Source organism: Pantoea sp. sgz302252, assembly GCF_047713085.1.
GTDB lineage: Bacteria > Pseudomonadota > Gammaproteobacteria > Enterobacterales > Enterobacteriaceae > Scandinavium.
Map to the genome: position 1 here is coordinate 1 of NZ_JBLFJW010000015.1, position 18,276 is coordinate 18,276.

The following is an 18,276-nucleotide window of genomic DNA, read 5'->3' on the forward strand; positions in this document are numbered from 1 at the left end:
TGAGGGATATGTGAGGCCGGAAAGGTCGGGTGAGCGCGAAAACAGAGGGATGAGAAAAAATATCGCGATCGCGACCTGCGGTCGCTCATAAAACAGAACCCCACGAAAAACGCGGGGTTCGTCAGCAGTCTGAACGCTGGCATTCGCCAGCGTTGTCATCAGGAGCCTCACCGTACGGTGGGGCTTTTTATTGCTCTGAAGTACGGTATCCGGATTTAATCTCTTCAATCTGATTGTCTTTCTCAACCCACAGCGTGTTCAGCCAAAGCTGGAAGCCTCGTTTGAAGTTCTTATCATTAACGTAGTCACCATGCAGCGCCTCGGCGACTGGCATCAAATCAACACGAACAACGATGCGGGTTAGCTTACCGCTCAGCATATCGAAAAAAGGCGTCTTATCGTTTTCCGGGTAGCAGAGCGTCACGTTCATGAGCTTATCAAACTGGCTACCCAGCACATTCAGCGCCATGGCAATCCCTGCTGCTTTAGGCGGTAACAGATGGCGATAGGGTGAGCGCGTTTCCAGGCGTTTTTCTGCGGTAAAACGGGAGCCTTCCACAAAGTTAACAATCGTTGTCGGATGCTTGCGGAATTTCTCGCAGGAGTGGCGGGTGGTTTCCACATCTTTCCCGCGGCGTTCTGGATGGCGAATCAGGTAGCTTCTGGAATAGCGGCGCATAAAAGGCATATCTAACGCCCAGCACGCCAGGCCGATAAACGGCACCCATGCCAGCTGTTGCTTCAGGAAGTATTTGTTCATGGGGATGTGCTTACGGAAAAGTACACATAGCACCACGATATCCGCCCAGCTACGATGATTGCAGATAAGCAAATACCAGTTTTTCTTGTTCAGGCCTTCGAGGCCTTCAACATCCCATTTCAGCCACGGATTCAGGTGCAGCAGCAACGCCAGCCCGGAACACCAGCAATACATCATCAGATTGCAGAAAGCCGAGACCGAACGCCATACAAAAGGAATGGGCAGCAACAGTTTAATGATCCCTGCCGCAATAATGGGCACGGAACAAAGTACGGTCACAATAATGGTAAGGGCAATACTCAGCGGAAGCGTTATCGCAGCGAGTAATCTCGACATAATCAATTTATTCAGATAGTTAATTGTATAAAGCGCGGGTTTCACAGGCGCAAGGCGCTGATTTTACCAGAAATCACACCTAAAGACGGGTCTTACCAGAGCAGAAAAATAAGCATGAGTGATATCCACATGGATTAAATTGTCACCAGTAATGGAAATATAAGTAGGGATTTATCTTAACGACATGAAAATTAAAGTAAATTTTGTTACATTGTTCGTGAGGTGAACAGAAGTAATCCGACGGAATAAAATTATGCACAAACTTATCCACAGAATGATTTTGCGAGCGATCCAGAGGATCTCCAAATCTTTTGCTGCAATGACAGTGAAAAACTCATGTTTTAGCGCTGTCTGTGGCATCCTTTATCCCTAATCTGATAAACAGGCACGGAAATTATGGCTCAGATCCAAGAAAACCCCCTCATCCTGGTTGATGGCTCATCCTATCTCTACCGCGCATATCATGCGTTTCCTCCGTTGACCAACAGCGCAGGCGAACCGACAGGGGCCATGTATGGCGTACTGAATATGCTGCGTAGTTTGATCCTGCAGTATCAGCCAAGCCATGCGGCGGTTGTCTTTGATGCCAAAGGAAAAACATTCCGTGACGAGCTGTTTGAGCATTACAAATCCCATCGCCCGCCGATGCCTGACGATCTCCGTGCTCAGATAGAGCCGCTGCACGCGATGGTAAAAGCCATGGGTTTACCGTTGCTGGCGGTTTCTGGGGTAGAGGCCGATGACGTTATCGGCACACTGGCGCGTGAAGCTGAAAAAGCAGGCCGTCCGGTGCTGATCAGTACGGGCGACAAAGATATGGCGCAACTGGTGACGCCAGGCATCACGCTCATCAATACCATGACCAACACCGTGCTGGGGCCGGACGAAGTCGTTGCCAAGTACGGCGTGCCGCCAGAACTGATTATCGATTTCCTCGCGCTGATGGGCGATTCTTCGGACAACATTCCAGGTGTGCCTGGCGTGGGTGAAAAAACAGCGCAAGCCCTTCTGCAAGGATTAGGTGGGCTGGATACGCTCTATGCTGAACCTGAAAAAATTGCCGGTTTGACCTTCCGTGGCGCCAAAACCATGGCCGCGAAACTCGAACAGAATAAAGATATGGCTTACCTCTCTTACCAGCTTGCCACCATCAAAACAGATGTTGAGCTGGAGCTGACCTGCGAGCAGCTCGAAGTTCAGCAACCGGCAGCAGATGAACTGCTTGGCCTGTTCAAACAGTATGAATTCAAGCGCTGGATAACAGACGTTGAAGCAGGAAAATGGATGCAGGCAAAAGGCAGTAAGCCTTCGGCGATGCCATCTGCAGCGGCAACAGCCACGGTGGAAGAAGAAGCCGAAGAGCCTGCGACCGCGCTCTCTTCTGAACACTACGTCACCATTCTTGATGAAGAAACGCTGAAGCAGTGGATTGAAAAACTGAAGAAGGCACCTGTTTTCGCCTTTGATACTGAAACAGACAGTCTGGATAACATCTCCGCTAACATGGTGGGCCTGTCTTTTGCCGCAGAGCCTGGCGTGGCGGCGTATGTACCCGTCGCGCATGATTATCTTGATGCGCCTGAACAGATTTCTCGTGATCGGGTGCTGGAATTATTAAAGCCACTTCTGGAAGATGAAAAGTCTCTCAAGGTCGGGCAAAACCTGAAATACGACCGTGGCATTCTGGCCAACTATGGTATCGAACTGCGCGGCATTGCGTTTGATACCATGCTTGAGTCCTACACTCTGGACAGCGTGGCGGGCCGTCACGACATGGACAGCCTGTCCGATCGCTGGCTGAAGCACAAAACCATTACCTTTGAAGACATTGCCGGTAAAGGTAAAAATCAGCTGACGTTCAATCAGATAGCACTCGAAGAAGCAGGGCGTTACGCGGCAGAAGATGCAGACGTCACGCTGCAGCTGCACCTGAAAATGTGGCCAAAACTGCAGAAGCTTGAAGGCCCAGCCAATGTTTTCCAGAACATCGAAATGCCGCTGGTGACCGTGCTGTCACGCGTTGAGCGTAACGGTGTGAAAATTGATCCTGCTGTGCTGCACAACCACTCGGAAGAGATTGGTAAACGCCTGGTTGAGCTGGAACAGAAAGCTCATGACATTGCGGGTGAGCCGTTCAACCTCTCTTCACCGAAGCAACTTCAAACGATTTTATTTGAGAAACAAGGCATTAAGCCACTGAAGAAAACACCGGGCGGCGCACCGTCAACCTCGGAAGAAGTGCTAGAGGAACTGGCGCTGGATTATCCGCTGCCGAAAGTTATTCTCGAATACCGTGGGCTTGCAAAGCTGAAATCGACTTACACCGATAAACTGCCGCTGATGATCAACCCGAAAACGGGGCGGGTGCATACGTCTTACCATCAGGCCGTGGCAGCAACCGGTCGTCTGTCTTCCACCGATCCGAACCTGCAAAATATTCCGGTGCGTCATGAAGAAGGGCGTCGTATTCGTCAGGCGTTTATTGCCCCGGAAGATTATCTGATTGTTTCTGCGGACTACTCGCAGATTGAACTGCGTATTATGGCGCATCTCTCTCGCGACAAAGGGCTATTAACAGCCTTTGCGGAAGGGAAAGACATTCACCGCGCGACAGCGGCGGAAGTGTTTGGCATTCCACTGGATAATGTCACCAATGAACAGCGCCGCAGTGCGAAAGCGATTAACTTCGGCCTGATTTACGGGATGAGTGCTTTCGGGCTTTCACGTCAGCTCAATATTCCACGTAAAGAGTCGCAGAAGTATATGGACCTGTATTTCGAGCGTTATCCTGGTGTGCTGGAATATATGGAGCGCACTCGCGCGCAGGCCAAAGATCAGGGTTATGTTGAAACGCTGGAAGGTCGCCGCCTTTATTTACCCGGCATTAAAGCCAGCAATGCCGCTTTGCGTGCCGGTGCGGAGCGTGCGGCCATCAACGCCCCAATGCAAGGTACCGCCGCTGACATCATCAAACGCGCCATGATTGCTGTTGATGCCTGGCTGCAAAAGGAACAACCACGTGTGCGCATGATCATGCAGGTGCACGATGAACTGGTGTTCGAAGTGCATAAAGATGACCTGGAAGCCGTGTCGAAGAAGATCCATGAGCTGATGGAAAACAGCATGAAGCTGGATGTTCCGCTGCTGGTGGAAGTGGGCAGTGGTGAGAACTGGGATCAGGCGCATTAATGCTGACGGACAGGCTAAATTATCAGCAAATATGCGCGGGTTAAGGGCAGATTATGGGTTGGCGCTTTTTGTAAGTAAGCAACATAACTTATAGCGTTTTGTGATGATCATCGGAATTCGCTATGTAAAGAGTGAAAAAAAACTACAAAAAGTGCTTTGTGGCCTGCGAAAAAAAGAGTAGAGTTATTCGCGTAGGGTACAGAGGTAAGATGTTCTATCTTTCAGACCTTTTACTTCACGTAATCGGATTTGGCTGAATATTTAGCCGCCCCAGTCAGTAATGACTGGGGCGTTTTTTATTGCGCGAAAGAAAAGAAAAAGCGCGGACCTGGCCGCGCTCTGTCTTATTTTTTGCGAGGATAAAACGAATTACGCTTCGCTTTCTTCTTCCTGCTGTGGGGCAATCTCGCTATACCAGGTATCCAGCTTCTGACGCAGTTTATCCACGCCCAGTTTCTTCAGTGAAGAGAACGCTTCGACCTGAATGTCGCCGTCAAAATCTTTCACTGCTTCACGCACCATGTTCAGCTGCGCTTTACGCGCGCCGCTCGCCAGCTTATCGGCTTTGGTCAGCAGAACCAGCACTTCAATGTTGCTGTCGACGGCCCATTCAATCATCTGCCGGTCGAGATCTTTCAGCGGATGACGAATGTCCATCAGCACCACCAGGCCTTTCAGGCACAGGCGTTTTTCCAGATATTCACCCAGCGCGCGCTGCCATTTCAGCTTCATCTCTTCCGGCACTTCGGCATAGCCGTAACCCGGTAAGTCGACCACGCGTTTGCCTTCCGTCACTTCAAACAGGTTGATGAGCTGAGTACGGCCAGGCGTTTTGGATGTACGCGCAAGGCTCTTCTGATTGGTCAGGGTATTCAGGGCGCTCGATTTACCTGCATTGGAGCGTCCAGCAAAGGCCACTTCAATTCCGGTATCGGAAGGTAAGTGGCGAATATCAGGCGCGCTGAGAACAAAATGCGTCTGTTGATAGTTCAGGTTGATCAAGGGTCGTCTCCATAAAATCGGGCTATGCGGGGGAGTATACCTGAACAACAGCAAAAGGCGGCGTTTGTCCTGTGGATGCGGTGTAAGTATTAACCCTGTGCTTTGTGAGACATTTGCCATTGTTCCTATGGGAGATTTAGGAGAAGTTGCAGGTGAGATTTTTATCGATATCCTTTAAATCAATATGTTACTTGTTTGGACTAATCTGAAAATTGATATTTTTACCGGTGAGTTGCTTGTCTGAATAGCATAACAAGGTAAAGTAGCGGTCATCAGGCGGGGATGCCGGAAAGGATAAAGACTCAGGACGAGGGTCAGGAGCGCCAGGAGGCGAAGACGAAGGAACGGCCAGGAGGCAAACGTCCGGAGACGTTATAAAGGGATAAGGAATACGACACGGAGTGTTCAGTGCCAAGGGAAAGACAGGGTGTGTTGTTGGCAAACACGGAATGTGTGACCCGTTAAGGGTTGTGAGTCAAGAAAAAGGCGGCAGATTACTCTGTCGCCTTTTTTCTTTGTCTGCTTTCTGCTAGATTCCGGCTCAATTCTATACTGAAGAAAACAACGTAAGACACCTCATCATGAAAAAACCAACATCCGCACCGCGCAGCAAAGCACCGGGTAAAGCCCGTCGTAAGACGCGCGAAGAGCTGAATCAGGAAGCGCGCGACCGTAAACGCGATAAGAAGCATCGTGGTCACGTTGCAGGCAGCCGCGCGAACGGCGGTGAGGCAAACGCGGCTGGCAAAAAACAGGGCCAGCAAAAAGACCCGCGTATTGGCAGTAAAACCCCCATCCCATTGGGCGCAACCGAGCGTCCGGTGACCAGGCAGCACAAACCGAAGAGCGAGAAACCTATGCTTTCACCGCAGGCCGAGCTGGATTTACTGGAAAATGATGAGCGCCTGGATGCGCTGCTGGAACGTCTGGAAGAGGGCGAAGCTCTCAGCGCAGACGAGCAATCCTGGGTTGATGCCAAACTGGATCGCATTGATGAGCTGATGCAACAACTGGGCCTTTCCTACGACGACGATGAAGACGAAGAGGAAGAAGAAGGCAAAGAAGACATGATGCGTCTGCTGCGAGGCGGAAACTAACGTTTGCACCCACTCGGACTGCCTGTCCTGCTTATAACCCTTTTGGTTGTATGTTATCTGGGGTGGTTATTCATTAAACTACGGCGGTTGTCGCGGCGTCAACAGTGGCTGCGCAACCGGCTTATTGTCCGATCACCGGGCAAGCCGGCACGCCGCCGTTCGCGATACCACCGGAAGGAGTAAGCATGTCTGAGCAGTTAATCGACTGGGATTTGGCCCTGATCCAGAAGTACAACTATTCCGGGCCACGTTATACCTCATACCCCACCGCGCTGGAGTTTTCAGAGAGTTTCGGCGAGGCAGATTTCCAACAAGCGGTTGCCCGTTATCCTGAGCGCCCGCTTTCGCTGTACGTTCACATCCCGTTTTGCCACAAGCTCTGCTATTTCTGTGGCTGCAATAAAATCGTTACTCGTCAACAGCATAAAGCCGATCAGTATCTGGACGCGCTTGAGCAGGAAATTCTCCATCGCGCACCGCTGTTTGCCGGGCGTCAAGTCAGCCAGCTGCACTGGGGCGGCGGAACGCCAACTTACCTGAATAAAGCGCAGATTAGCCGCCTGATGCAGCTTCTGCGGGGGCATTTTGATTTTCAGGCCGAGGCTGAAATTTCCATTGAGGTCGATCCCCGCGAAATCGAACTCGATGTGCTCGACCATCTGCGTAGCGAAGGCTTTAACCGCCTGAGCATGGGCGTGCAGGACTTCAACAAAGAAGTACAGCGTCTGGTTAACCGTGAGCAGGATGAAGACTTCATCTTCGCGCTGCTCAACCATGCGCGTGAGATTGGCTTTACCTCAACCAACATTGACCTGATTTATGGCCTGCCAAAGCAAACGCCAGAGAGTTTTGCGTTCACGTTGAGCCGAGTGGCGGAGCTAAACCCCGATCGCCTCAGCGTTTTTAACTACGCGCATTTACCCACGCTCTTCGCCGCCCAGCGCAAAATCAAAGATGCGGATCTGCCATCTGCCCAGCAAAAGCTCGATATTTTGCAGGAAACCATCACCTCGCTGACGGATGCTGGCTACCAGTTTATTGGGATGGATCACTTTGCTCGCCCGGATGATGAACTTGCCGTGGCGCAGCGTGAAGGCGTGCTACACCGCAACTTCCAGGGCTACACCACTCAGGGTGACAGCGATCTGCTGGGGCTTGGCGTGTCGGCTATCAGCATGCTGGGCGACTGCTACGCGCAGAACCAGAAAGAGCTCAAACGTTACTATCAGCAGGTCGACGAAAGCGGTAACGCGCTGTGGCGAGGGATTGCACTGACGCAAGACGATTGCATTCGTCGCGACGTCATCAAGTCGCTTATCTGTAATTTCCGTCTCGATTTTGCTGATGTTGAAAAGGCGTGGGATCTGAACTTCCAGACCTGGTTTGCTGAAGATTTGGCACTGTTAGCGCCGCTGGCCAAAGATGGGCTGGTGGACGTCAATGAGAAAGGTATTCAGGTCACAGGGAAAGGGCGCTTGCTGATCCGTAATATCTGCATGTGCTTCGACACGTATTTGCGTCAGAAGGCGCGCTTACAGCAGTTCTCTCGCGTTATTTAACGCGCTGATGTCGGGCGGCACTCTGTTTGCCCGACCTACGGATTTTGTCGGCCCGGTAAGCGTAGCCACCGGGCATTACATTCTAGCTGAACAACCCAACCAGCGCCGCACACAGCACCGCAGCAACGGCGGTTTGTGGCGTATGGCTGGCGGCGGCTCCGCTTGATACAAAATTAATGATTGATTCCAGCATGATGCTCTCCTGTCTCTGCGAGCCGGATCATACTGAATTCATTTTGGCAGTAAAGTACAAAAATGCAGCAATTTGCGCTCACTTGCTCATCTTTACACAATGCCATTCGATCACTCCATTCCCAGTTCTTTCAGCTTGCGGGTCAGGGTGTTTCGCCCCCAGCCCAGCAAACGAGCCGCTTCCTGTTTATGCCCCTGAGTGTGACGCAGCGCGGTGGTGAGCAATGTGCGCTCCATTTCCGGTTGAGCTTCAGACAGCAAGTTTTGATGACCGGAACGCAGCGCCCGATCGGCCCACTGCGCCAACAGCGTGGCCCAGTTATCAGGCAGCGAATGAGAAGGGCTGTCTGGCACGGTGCTTTCAAACAGTTCAGCAGGCAAATCCTGAATCAGCACTTCCTGACCCGCGGCCATCACCGTCAGCCAGCGGCAGGTGTTTTCCAACTGACGCACGTTCCCCGGCCAGGCCAGACGCGTTAACGCCGCTTCTGTTTCGGCATGCAGCAGTTTGGCTTCTACGCCCAGTTCACGCGCCGCCACTTGCAGGAAGTGACGGGCCAGACGCGGAATGTCTTCCCGACGCTCGCGCAGCGGGGGCAGATGCACACGGATGACGTTCAGGCGGTGGAATAAATCCTCACGGAATTTCCCTTCCTGAACGCGCAGCTCCAGGTTTTGGTGGGTCGCGGCAATAATACGCACATCGACTTTCACCGGTGCATAACCGCCAACGCGATAAAACTGCCCGTCAGCCAGCACGCGCAGCAGGCGAGTCTGGACATCCAACGGCATATCGCCGATTTCATCGAGGAACAGTGTGCCCCCGTCGGCCTGTTCAAAGCGACCCTGGCGAATCGTGTTTGCGCCGGTAAACGCGCCTTTTTCATGGCCGAAAAGTTCAGACTCAATTAAATCTTTCGGGATCGCCGCCATGTTGAGCGCGATAAACGGCGCTTTCACGCGTGGGCTGTGACGATGCAGGGCGTGAGCGACCAGCTCTTTACCCGTCCCGGATTCGCCGTTAATCAGCACGCTAATGGAAGAACGCGAAAGACGACCGATGATGCGAAACACGTCCTGCATCGCAGGCGCTTCACCGATGATGTCGGTGGTTGGGCCAAACACCGGCGCGTTACGCGGCTGCTGCTGTTCCTGATAATGGCTGATAGCACGCTCAACCAACGCCACCGCTTCATCGATATCAAACGGTTTGGGCAGATAGTCAAAAGCCCCTTGCTGATAGGCGCTGACGGCCGCATCCAGATCGGAATGGGCGGTCATGATGATGACCGGCAGCATCGGATGGCGCTGTTTGATTTGTTTCAGCAATGCCAGCCCGTCCATGCCCGGCATACGAATATCAGACAGTAAAACGTCCGGCGTTTTGCTCGCCAGGGCATCCAGCACTTCGCTGCCGCTTTCAAAAGTGGTACAGGTCAATCCTGCCCCGGTGAGTGCACGTTCAAGCACCCAACGGATGGAACTATCGTCATCAACAATCCAGACTATCCCGCGTTGCATACAATGCACCTCTATTTCCGAATGGGCAGGTAAACCGAAAATTCGGTATGGCCCGGCCAACTGGTGAATTCAATTTTACCGGAGTGTTGGTCGATCAAATTACGGGCGATGGATAACCCCAGCCCGGTGCCGCCTTCACGGCCGCTGACCATGGGATAAAACAGCGTATCCTGCAGGTGCGAAGGGATACCTGGCCCGTTATCTTCCACATCAATACGAGCCGCCAGGCGATAGCGCACGCCATGCAGCGTGAGCTGGAACGCGGTTCGGGTGCGAAGAATAATTTCGCCGCCTTCAGGCCCAAGCGCCTGGAGGGCATTACGCACGATATTCAGCAAAACCTGCTCAATCTGGTCAGGATCGTGCGGTAACTCAGGCAAACTTGGGTCGTAGTCGCGCGTCAAACGTACGTTGTCGGGCAGCTCCATCGACACCAGTTTCACGACCCGTTCAGCCACTTTGTGAATGCTTTCGGTGACGTGCATACCGGGTTGTTGTGGCCCAAGCAGACGGTCAACCAGATTGCGCAGCCTGTCGGCCTGCTCAATGATCACTTTGGTGTATTCCAGCAGCGACGGATCAGGCAGCGCTTTGCTGAGCAGCTGTGCCGCGCCACGCAGGCCGCCCAGCGGATTTTTAATCTCATGGGCAAGCCCTCGCACTAAATCGCGAGCAGCGACCTGCTGAGCGTGCTGGAGCTGTTCCTGACTCAGACGTCGCTGGTTATCCATCGGCGCCATCTCAAGCAGTATCAGGCCGTCTGGCAGCCTCTGAGCGGTCACCGAGAGAATGTGCGAGCGACCGTCGATTACCAGCGTCACTTCGTTGTCGGTGAAGCCCTGGCCCGCCTGCAGGCTTTCATGCATCAGGCCAATGTTCAGCGAAAAATAACTCAACAGTTCCGGTAACGGTGTCCCGAATAATTTACGAGAGCTTTGCGCCAGCAATTGCTGCGCCGCCGGGTTGGCGTAATGCACCGCCAGCTCGTCATCGACCAGTAAGATACTGTTGATCAAAGAATTGAGGATCTGCCCAGCATCGGGCAGCACGCCTGTTGCCATTCAGCAGTCTCCTGAAAGGTGTGCACCATTTTAGTGCATTATAGCGGTTTTCAGCCGTTAAGCGCCTGAAATCAGACTGTTGCTGGAGAAAAAAGCCCATCCGAAGATGGGCTGAAAGTTTCCACGGCAACAAAAAATGTCCTGGGCCTCGGCGAAAGTCATAAAGGCCACAGGATGACTGCTAATTAAACGCTGTAGTACAGTTCGAACTCGACTGGGTGCGGAGTCATGCGCACACGGTCGTTTTCTTCAACACGCAGGGCGATGTAAGCATCGATCGCGTCGTTAGTGAACACGCCGCCAGCGGTCAGGAACTCACGGTCCTGATCCAGTGCGTTGAGCGCTTCTTCCAGAGAGCCTGCAACCTGTGGGATCTCTTTCGCTTCTTCCGGCGGCAGGTCGTACAGGTTTTTGTCCATCGCTTCGCCTGGGTGGATTTTGTTCTTGATACCATCAAGACCGGCCATCAGCAGCGCAGCAAAGCACAGGTACGGGTTAGCCGCTGGGTCCGGGAAGCGCACTTCGATACGACGCGCTTTCGGAGAAGCAACCACTGGAATACGGATGGACGCAGAACGGTTACGCGCAGAGTAAGCCAGCATCACTGGTGCTTCGTAACCCGGGACCAGACGCTTGTAGGAGTTGGTGGTTGGGTTCGCCAGGGCGTTGATCGCTTTAGCGTGTTTGATAACGCCGCCGATGTAGTACAGCGCCTGCTCAGACAGACCCGCGTACTTGTCGCCAGAGAACAGGTTAGTGCCGTTCCTGGACAGAGACATGTGGCAGTGCATACCGGAGCCGTTGTCGCCAAACATTGGTTTTGGCATGAAGGTCGCGGTTTTACCGAAACGGTGCGCCACGTTGTGCACAACGTATTTGTAGATCTGAATTTCGTCGGCTTTTTTGGTCATGGTGTTGAAGCGGGTTGCCACTTCGTTCTGACCAGCGGTGGCTACTTCGTGGTGGTGAGCTTCTACCACCAGGCCCATTTCTTCCATCACCAGACACATGGTGGAGCGCAGATCCTGAGCTGAATCTACTGGAGGAACCGGGAAGTAACCGCCTTTTACGGCTGGGCGGTGACCTTTGTTACCACCTTCGTATTTGGTGGAGGTGTTCCACGCGCCTTCGATATCGTCGATAGCCACGTGAGAACCGTTGATGGCGCTGCCGAAGCGAACGTCATCAAACAGGAAGAATTCTGGTTCTGGCCCGAACAGAACGGTGTCCGCGATGCCAGTAGAGCGCAGGTACTCTTCAGCGCGTTTCGCGATGGAGCGTGGGTCGCGGTCGTAGCCTTGCAGTGTGCCGGGTTCCAGGATGTCACAGCGAATGATCAGCGTAGACTCTTCGAAGAATGGGTCAATGACAGCGGTAGAGGCGTCTGGCATCAGCACCATGTCGGATTCGTTGATGCCTTTCCAGCCACCGATAGAGGAGCCGTCAAACATTTTGCCTTCTTCGAAGAATTCGGCATTTACCTGATGAGCAGGGATAGTGACGTGCTGTTCTTTACCTTTGGTATCGGTGAAGCGCAGATCAACAAACTTCACTTCGTGCTCGTTCAGCATCGTCAAAACGTGTTCAGCGGACATACTTAAACTCTCCCGGATTTGTCATTGTCGTCGTGGTAACGAACTATTCTTGGCACTGCTAATGTGGCGTTGTTGCCGTAAAAAAGATAAAGCGAAAACTGTGCCAACTTTTAAATGCCCCCCAAAAGGCGGTATGATGCGCACCATAGTGCAAAAGTGCTGCACCATGATGGATATCTTGCACCAAAGCAGTGCTTTCATGTAAACAATGAGCACTATTTTGGTGCAATTTACGTTATGGCGCACTTTTTACTCTCCGTGAAAGCGATCACAAAGCATCTCTGCAATACTTGTTTGCGGGGGATGTTTGTGATCCTGTTTTGTAGTGCGATTAATCCGTGTACAATAACGCGCTATTTCTAATGCCTGAGGCAAAGTTGTGATCGAAAATCTGCGTAATATCGCCATCATCGCGCACGTTGACCATGGTAAAACTACCCTGGTTGATAAGCTGCTGCAGCAATCCGGTACGTTCGATGCTCGTACTGAAGCACAAGAACGCGTGATGGACTCCAACGATTTGGAGAAAGAGCGTGGGATTACCATCCTCGCTAAAAACACCGCTATCAAATGGAATGACTACCGTATCAACATCGTTGATACCCCAGGCCACGCCGACTTCGGTGGTGAAGTTGAACGTGTCATGTCGATGGTAGATTCCGTTCTGCTGGTCGTTGACGCAATGGATGGCCCAATGCCGCAGACGCGCTTCGTAACCAAAAAGGCCTTTGCCCATGGTTTGAAGCCGATTGTTGTTATTAACAAAGTTGACCGTCCAGGCGCGCGTCCTGACTGGGTTGTTGATCAGGTCTTCGACCTGTTCGTTAACCTCGACGCCACTGACGAGCAGCTCGACTTCCCTATCGTTTACGCTTCTGCGCTGAACGGTATCGCCGGTCTGGATCACGAAGATATGGCGGAAGACATGACCCCGCTGTATCAGACCATCGTTGACCGCGTTCCTGCGCCAAACGTTGACCTGGAAGGCACCCTGCAGATGCAGATCTCTCAGCTTGATTACAACAACTACGTTGGCGTCATCGGCATTGGTCGTATCAAGCGCGGTAAAGTGAAGCCGAACCAGCAGGTCACCATCGTCGATAGCGAAGGCAAAGCCCGTAACGGTAAAGTCGGTAAAGTCCTGACTCACCTGGGTCTTGAGCGTATCGAGAGCGACGTGGCAGAAGCGGGCGACATCATTGCGATCACCGGTCTGGGCGAGCTGAACATCTCTGACACCATCTGCGACCCGCAGGCGGTTGAAGCGCTGCCAGCGCTGTCTGTTGATGAACCTACGGTGACCATGTTCTTCAACGTCAACACCTCTCCGTTCTGTGGTAAAGAAGGTAAATACGTTACCTCCCGTCAGATCCTTGACCGCCTGAACAAAGAGCTGGTGCACAACGTTGCACTGCGTGTTGAAGAAACGGAAGATGCGGATGCGTTCCGTGTTTCCGGTCGTGGTGAACTGCACCTGTCAGTTCTTATCGAAAACATGCGTCGTGAAGGTTTCGAAATGGCGGTTTCCCGTCCGAAAGTTATCTTCCGTGAGCATGAAGGCCGTAAGCAAGAGCCATTTGAAAACGTGACTCTGGACGTTGAAGAGCAGCATCAGGGTTCCGTGATGCAGGCTCTGGGTGAGCGTAAAGGCGACCTGAAAAACATGAATCCAGATGGCAAAGGCCGCGTACGTCTCGACTACGTGATCCCAAGCCGCGGCCTGATCGGCTTCCGTAACGAATTCATGACCATGACTTCAGGTACCGGTCTGCTGTACTCCACCTTCAGCCACTACGACGACGTTCGTCCAGGCGATGTGGGTCAGCGTCAGAACGGCGTACTGATCTCTAACGGCCAGGGTAAAGCAGTGGCATTCGCCCTGTTCAGCCTGCAGGACCGCGGTAAGCTGTTCCTGGGTCACGGTGCAGAAGTTTACGAAGGCCAGATCATCGGTATTCACAGCCGTTCTAACGACCTGACCGTAAACTGCCTGACCGGTAAGAAACTGACCAACATGCGTGCGTCAGGTACTGACGAAGCAACGGTTCTGGTTCCACCAGTGAAGATGACCCTGGAGCAAGCTCTGGAGTTCATCGATGACGACGAACTGGTAGAAGTCACCCCGACTTCTGTCCGTATCCGTAAACGTCACCTGACCGAGAACGACCGTAAACGCGCTTCTCGTGGTCCTAAAGAAGATTAATTTTTTAATCTGAATGAAAAAAGCCGCTGAATTTCAGCGGCTTTTTTATTGATTACAGCAGGGCGGCAGAGGTTTGCTTCTCTTTTAATTCCTTTGGAAGAGGAACAGCGTATTTCTTCCGTTTCCCTATTTCCGCAATGATAAAAGCAAAGCGCTCTTCATTCAGCTTATAGAAGAGTCCCATCGTCAGCGCCGCCATTATCGCCAGTGCACACGGCCACAGAAAGATGAGTTGCCGCAATCCCAGTAACGTCCCCGCACTTTGAACGACGTTTGGCACATAGCCAATTTGGGTCAACATAATGCCGGGCAGAAAACCGGCGAGGGCCGCTGAGATTTTGCGCGAGAAAGTGTATCCCGTATAGACGGAGCCTTCTGCGCGGATGCCGGTTTTCCATTCACCATAATCCACGGTGTCGGGCACCAGCGCCCAGTTAAGACTATTCACAAACGCGGTGCCAAAGAAGGCCATGCAGGAGAAGGTAACAAACAGCACAGAGTTGTTTCCCCAGACGAAATTCAGCACATCCCCTACAGCCCATAAGAGCAAGCCGCCGAGATAAACCTGCTTTTTGCCAAAGCGTTTCACGGCTCCCGGCACAAGGAACACGCCCACCAGAATGCAGCCCATGCTGAAAAAGCCCATCCACGACAACAGATGAACATCATTGAGGACGTATTGGGTGTAATAGACCTGAATCGCGAGCTTGATATTGAAGGCCGCCAGCGTACAAAGGTTGGCGATACACAGGACCAGCAGCGGCGGATTGCGGAAGATCGCGCAAAATGACTTCAGTATGCTGGGCTTGTGGTGGTCCGGCGCATTCTCGACGTAACGCTCCTTCACGCCGCTGTAGCACCACCACATGCAGCAGAGGCCCCCCGTTGAGAAAAGCAGGGCCGCCACCAGATAACCCAGCGAAGGTTTTGCGCTGAACAATGCCTGAACGGGCATAAATCCGACGGTACACAACAGCAGGCCCAGCGTCGCGCCACCCTGGCGCCAGGCCGCCAGATGAGCTCGCTCGTGCGAGTTTTTGGTGATGGCCGGAACCATGGCGCCATAAGAACAGTTCATCAGGCTGTAGAACAGGCCAAACAGCATAAACAGCACGGTAGCAATGGCGGTTTTCAGGGTCAGGCTGAAGTCATTGGCCAGGAACTGAGCCGATGAAATCAGCGCTACCGGTAACGAAGCGTACAAAATAAAGGGCCGGAATTTCCCTCTGGCGTCAATGTTACGGCGCGAATCCAGCAGAACGCCGGTCAGCATATCGGTGAAGGCGGTAAAGAACTTTGCCACCAGAAAGATAACGCCCCCGTAAAAGGCGGGCAGTCCTAACTGGTCGGTATAGAACTTCAGCAGGTACAGCGTGCCGATGCTCAGCATAAGGTTTGACCCTACATCGCCAATACCGTAGGCACATTTCTCACGCAGACTCAGTTTGAGCGTAAGCGGATCAGGAGCAGCCATCATCGCACCTCCGTTTTTCTCAGCGGTTGCTTGCGAATCTCTATCTCTTCAACGATGCGGACATACAGCTTTTCGTTGAGGTTATAAAAGCATCCCATTGCCACAATGGTCACGACTGCCAGCGCGCATGGCCAGATGAAGATCAGCTCGCGCAACCCTTCCACCGTGCTGGTGGACTGCACAACATTCGGCACATAACCGATTTGCGTCAGCATCCAGCCTGGGAAAAAACCAGCCAGCGCCTGCGAGACTTTGCGAAAGAACGTGAAGCCGGTATACACCGTGCCCTCAGAACGCACGCCGGTTCGCCACTCACCGTATTCCACCGTGTCAGACACCAGTGCCCAGTTAAGGCTGTTGACGAAGGCGGAACCAAAAAAGGCCAGGCAGGAGAAGGCGACAAAACTGACGGAACCGCCACCAAACTGGTAGTTGAGCAAATCGCCCGCGACCCAAATCAGCAACCCGCCGATGTAGACTTTTTTCTTGCCGAAGCGCCGTACCGCGGCAGGCATCAGGAACACGCCAATAAAAATGCAGCCCATGCTGAAAAAGCCCATCCACGAAAGCAGGATCGGATCATTGAGCACGTACTGGGTGTAATAGACCTGAATGGCGAGTTTGACGTTGAAGGCCCCAAGCGTACAAAGATTGGCGATGCACAGGATAAACAGCGGTCGGTTTCCGGCGATGGCGCGAAACGACTGCAACAATCCCGGTTTCTGCGTGGCGTGTGTCGTCGGTACTTCCACGTAACGCTCTTTGACCCCTGAGTAGCACCACCACATGCAGAGCAGACCGCACAGTGAAAACAGCGTGGCAGCGAAAATGTAGCCGCGCTGCGGGCTTCCCTCGATAAGATTCATGACCGGCACAAAACCGACGGTGCAGAGCAACAGGCCGAGCGTTGCGCCGCCCTGACGCCAGGCGGCCAGCGAAGCTCGCTCATCCGGATTCTTGGTGATAGCTGGCACCATCGCACCGTAGGAGCAATTCATCATGCTGAAGACCAGGCCATAGAGCATGAACAACAGCGTCGCGATGACCGTTTTGCCAGTCATTTCAAAAGGCGTACCGACAAAATTGGCGATAGCCAGCAGCGTGACAGGGAAGGCGGCGTACAGCACGAAGGGCCGGAACTTGCCTTTCGGGCCAATCTTTCTGCGTGAGTCGAGCATGATCCCCGTGCCCATATCGGTGAACGCGGTAAAGAACTTCGCGACCAGAAAGATAATTCCGCCGTAAGTGCCGGGCAGCTCCAGCACATCGGTGTAGAACTTCAACAGATAGAGAGTGCCGATATCCAGCAGGATATTCGAGCCTAAATCGCCCATGCCGTACGCCACTTTTTCTCTGAAAGGCAGGCGTAAACGGGCCGGATCGTTGTGATGTTCAGTCATGATGCGTTCTCCATCAGGCTTCACTCGCCGCGCGAATCGCGGCGACTTTCTTGCCAAAGAGCAGGTGCAGAACCAGCAGCAAACCAAAGGCCGGAGCCAAAGCCCCCAGAGCGGAAATGCCCGTTGCGCCTTTGATAAGCATCGCGCCGGAAGCAATCAGCAGCAGGAAAACCATTAGCCGAAAGACTTTCACCGAGATCCGCTTATGCACGTACTGGCCCACAAGCGAACCCAGGATCATGGTCGGGATGCAGAACAGCACCAGCTTGATAGTCGATATCGTCAGAATGCCGCTGGTGGTCAGCCCGCCGATAATGGCGATGTTGTTGGCGGTGAAGAAGGCATTCAGGGTGCCGCGAAACGCGGCGGGAGCCAGATTTCGCAGCATGCCGTAAATGACCACCGGCGGCCCGTTGGTGGAGAACGCAGAGCCTAATGCTCCTGCGATAACGCCAATGGGCATGGCAATCCAGTTTTTGTCGTAAACGGGCAGGCGTGGAATAAACAGGCTGTAAAAGGAATAGAGGATTAAAAAGCCGCCCAGGCCAATTTTCATGATGTGATCGGGCAAATAAGACAGGGCGTAAATCCCCACCGGAATGCCTGCGAAGGAGAACAGGATCAGCACCAACGCTGATTTCCAGTTCGTCTCCTTTCGGGACAGCCAGGTGGCATACAGCGCCGTTGCCGTGCCGACTATCACCGACATCGGCGCGGCCATTTTCAACGGCAACAGCAGAGTGACCAGTGGCATGGTGGTGAGCGCGCCGCCGAATCCGGCGCAAATACCCACAAAGGTGTACATAAACATGATGGCAATGACGATAGCGATCACGCCGTAATCCAACCGGATGCCGTCTGGCGTAAACAGGGTGAAAAAGTCCATG

General features: G+C 53.0%; 13 protein-coding genes. 4 read left to right on the top strand and 9 right to left on the bottom strand.

Translation table 11 applies throughout. The features are described from left to right. Positions 1-187: 187 nt before the first annotated feature. Positions 188-1,096, bottom strand: coding sequence for an acyltransferase (locus ACLW56_RS12870; RefSeq protein ID WP_330984168.1), 909 nt, complete (start codon positions 1,094-1,096; stop codon positions 188-190). Positions 1,097-1,492: 396 nt separating this feature from the next. Here ACLW56_RS12870 and polA point away from each other — a divergent pair, with 396 nt between their 5' ends. After that, on the top strand, positions 1,493-4,285 hold the full coding sequence (gene polA / locus ACLW56_RS12875) for a DNA polymerase I (protein WP_330984169.1): 2,793 nt from the start codon (positions 1,493-1,495) through the stop codon (positions 4,283-4,285). Between the two features lie 369 nt (positions 4,286-4,654). On the opposite strand, the gene yihA is transcribed toward polA, so the two are convergent. Beyond that, entirely contained in the window at positions 4,655-5,287 is a 633-nt protein-coding gene (gene yihA / locus ACLW56_RS12880) for a ribosome biogenesis GTP-binding protein YihA/YsxC (protein WP_330984170.1), read from the bottom strand. A 581-nt stretch (positions 5,288-5,868) separates the two neighbouring features. On the opposite strand from yihA, the gene yihI reads away from it, so the two are divergent. Together yihI and hemN are read left to right on the top strand one after the other, a co-directional pair. Further along, the gene (gene yihI, locus ACLW56_RS12885) at positions 5,869-6,384 is read left to right on the top strand and encodes a Der GTPase-activating protein YihI (protein ID WP_330984171.1); all 516 of its coding nucleotides are present in this window, start codon (positions 5,869-5,871) and stop codon (positions 6,382-6,384) included. 185 nt (positions 6,385-6,569) lie between these two features. Then, positions 6,570-7,943: an oxygen-independent coproporphyrinogen III oxidase gene (gene hemN / locus ACLW56_RS12890; protein ID WP_330984172.1), complete on the top strand. Its 1,374-nt coding sequence runs from the start codon at positions 6,570-6,572 to the stop codon at positions 7,941-7,943. Between the two features lie 82 nt (positions 7,944-8,025). On the opposite strand, the gene ACLW56_RS12895 is transcribed toward hemN, so the two are convergent. The 4 genes from ACLW56_RS12895 to glnA form a co-directional block, all read right to left on the bottom strand. Then, positions 8,026-8,136, bottom strand: coding sequence for a YshB family small membrane protein (locus tag ACLW56_RS12895; protein ID WP_330984173.1), 111 nt, complete (start codon positions 8,134-8,136; stop codon positions 8,026-8,028). A 110-nt stretch (positions 8,137-8,246) separates the two neighbouring features. Further along, positions 8,247-9,656: a nitrogen regulation protein NR(I) gene (gene glnG / locus ACLW56_RS12900; RefSeq protein ID WP_330984174.1), complete on the bottom strand. Its 1,410-nt coding sequence runs from the start codon at positions 9,654-9,656 to the stop codon at positions 8,247-8,249. A gap of 11 nt (positions 9,657-9,667) precedes the next feature. Then, positions 9,668-10,717 carry a nitrogen regulation protein NR(II) gene (gene glnL, locus ACLW56_RS12905; protein ID WP_330984175.1) on the bottom strand — a complete coding sequence of 350 codons (1,050 nt, stop codon included), beginning with the start codon at positions 10,715-10,717 and terminating at the stop codon, positions 9,668-9,670. 185 nt (positions 10,718-10,902) lie between these two features. Continuing rightward, positions 10,903-12,312, bottom strand: coding sequence for a glutamate--ammonia ligase (glnA, locus tag ACLW56_RS12910; RefSeq protein ID WP_330984176.1), 1,410 nt, complete (start codon positions 12,310-12,312; stop codon positions 10,903-10,905). 379 nt (positions 12,313-12,691) lie between these two features. Here glnA and typA point away from each other — a divergent pair, with 379 nt between their 5' ends. Next, positions 12,692-14,515, top strand: a complete 1,824-nt coding sequence (gene typA, locus ACLW56_RS12915; protein ID WP_330984177.1) for a ribosome-dependent GTPase TypA — start codon at positions 12,692-12,694, stop codon at positions 14,513-14,515. Between the two features lie 52 nt (positions 14,516-14,567). Here typA and ACLW56_RS12920 read toward each other — a convergent pair whose 3' ends face one another. From ACLW56_RS12920 to ACLW56_RS12930, 3 genes are read right to left on the bottom strand one after another with little or no spacing between them, the layout of a single operon-like run. Continuing rightward, complete coding sequence (locus ACLW56_RS12920; RefSeq protein ID WP_330984178.1) at positions 14,568-15,989, bottom strand: MFS transporter; 1,422 nt, start codon at positions 15,987-15,989, stop codon at positions 14,568-14,570. After that, positions 15,989-17,389: an MFS transporter gene (locus ACLW56_RS12925; protein ID WP_330984179.1), complete on the bottom strand. Its 1,401-nt coding sequence runs from the start codon at positions 17,387-17,389 to the stop codon at positions 15,989-15,991. Before ACLW56_RS12925 ends, ACLW56_RS12920 begins: the two co-directional genes overlap by 1 nt. A 13-nt stretch (positions 17,390-17,402) precedes the next feature. Further along, complete coding sequence (locus tag ACLW56_RS12930; RefSeq protein WP_330984180.1) at positions 17,403-18,275, bottom strand: sulfite exporter TauE/SafE family protein; 873 nt, start codon at positions 18,273-18,275, stop codon at positions 17,403-17,405. Position 18,276 lies beyond the last annotated feature (1 nt).

Excerpts from the sequence above, each read along its gene's own strand:
- ACLW56_RS12920 (WP_330984178.1), bottom strand. The coding sequence starts at position 15,989 with ATGGCTGCTCCTGATCCGCTTACGCTCAAACTGAGTCTGCGTGAGAAA.
- glnG (WP_330984174.1), bottom strand. The coding sequence starts at position 9,656 with ATGCAACGCGGGATAGTCTGGATTGTTGATGACGATAGTTCCATCCGT.
- polA (WP_330984169.1), top strand. The coding sequence starts at position 1,493 with ATGGCTCAGATCCAAGAAAACCCCCTCATCCTGGTTGATGGCTCATCC.
- yihI (WP_330984171.1), top strand. The coding sequence starts at position 5,869 with ATGAAAAAACCAACATCCGCACCGCGCAGCAAAGCACCGGGTAAAGCC.
- ACLW56_RS12895 (WP_330984173.1), bottom strand. The coding sequence starts at position 8,136 with ATGCTGGAATCAATCATTAATTTTGTATCAAGCGGAGCCGCCGCCAGC.
- ACLW56_RS12925 (WP_330984179.1), bottom strand. The coding sequence starts at position 17,389 with ATGACTGAACATCACAACGATCCGGCCCGTTTACGCCTGCCTTTCAGA.
- glnA (WP_330984176.1), bottom strand. The coding sequence starts at position 12,312 with ATGTCCGCTGAACACGTTTTGACGATGCTGAACGAGCACGAAGTGAAG.
- ACLW56_RS12930 (WP_330984180.1), bottom strand. The coding sequence starts at position 18,275 with ATGGACTTTTTCACCCTGTTTACGCCAGACGGCATCCGGTTGGATTAC.
- hemN (WP_330984172.1), top strand. The coding sequence starts at position 6,570 with ATGTCTGAGCAGTTAATCGACTGGGATTTGGCCCTGATCCAGAAGTAC.
- glnL (WP_330984175.1), bottom strand. The coding sequence starts at position 10,717 with ATGGCAACAGGCGTGCTGCCCGATGCTGGGCAGATCCTCAATTCTTTG.
- ACLW56_RS12870 (WP_330984168.1), bottom strand. The coding sequence starts at position 1,096 with ATGTCGAGATTACTCGCTGCGATAACGCTTCCGCTGAGTATTGCCCTT.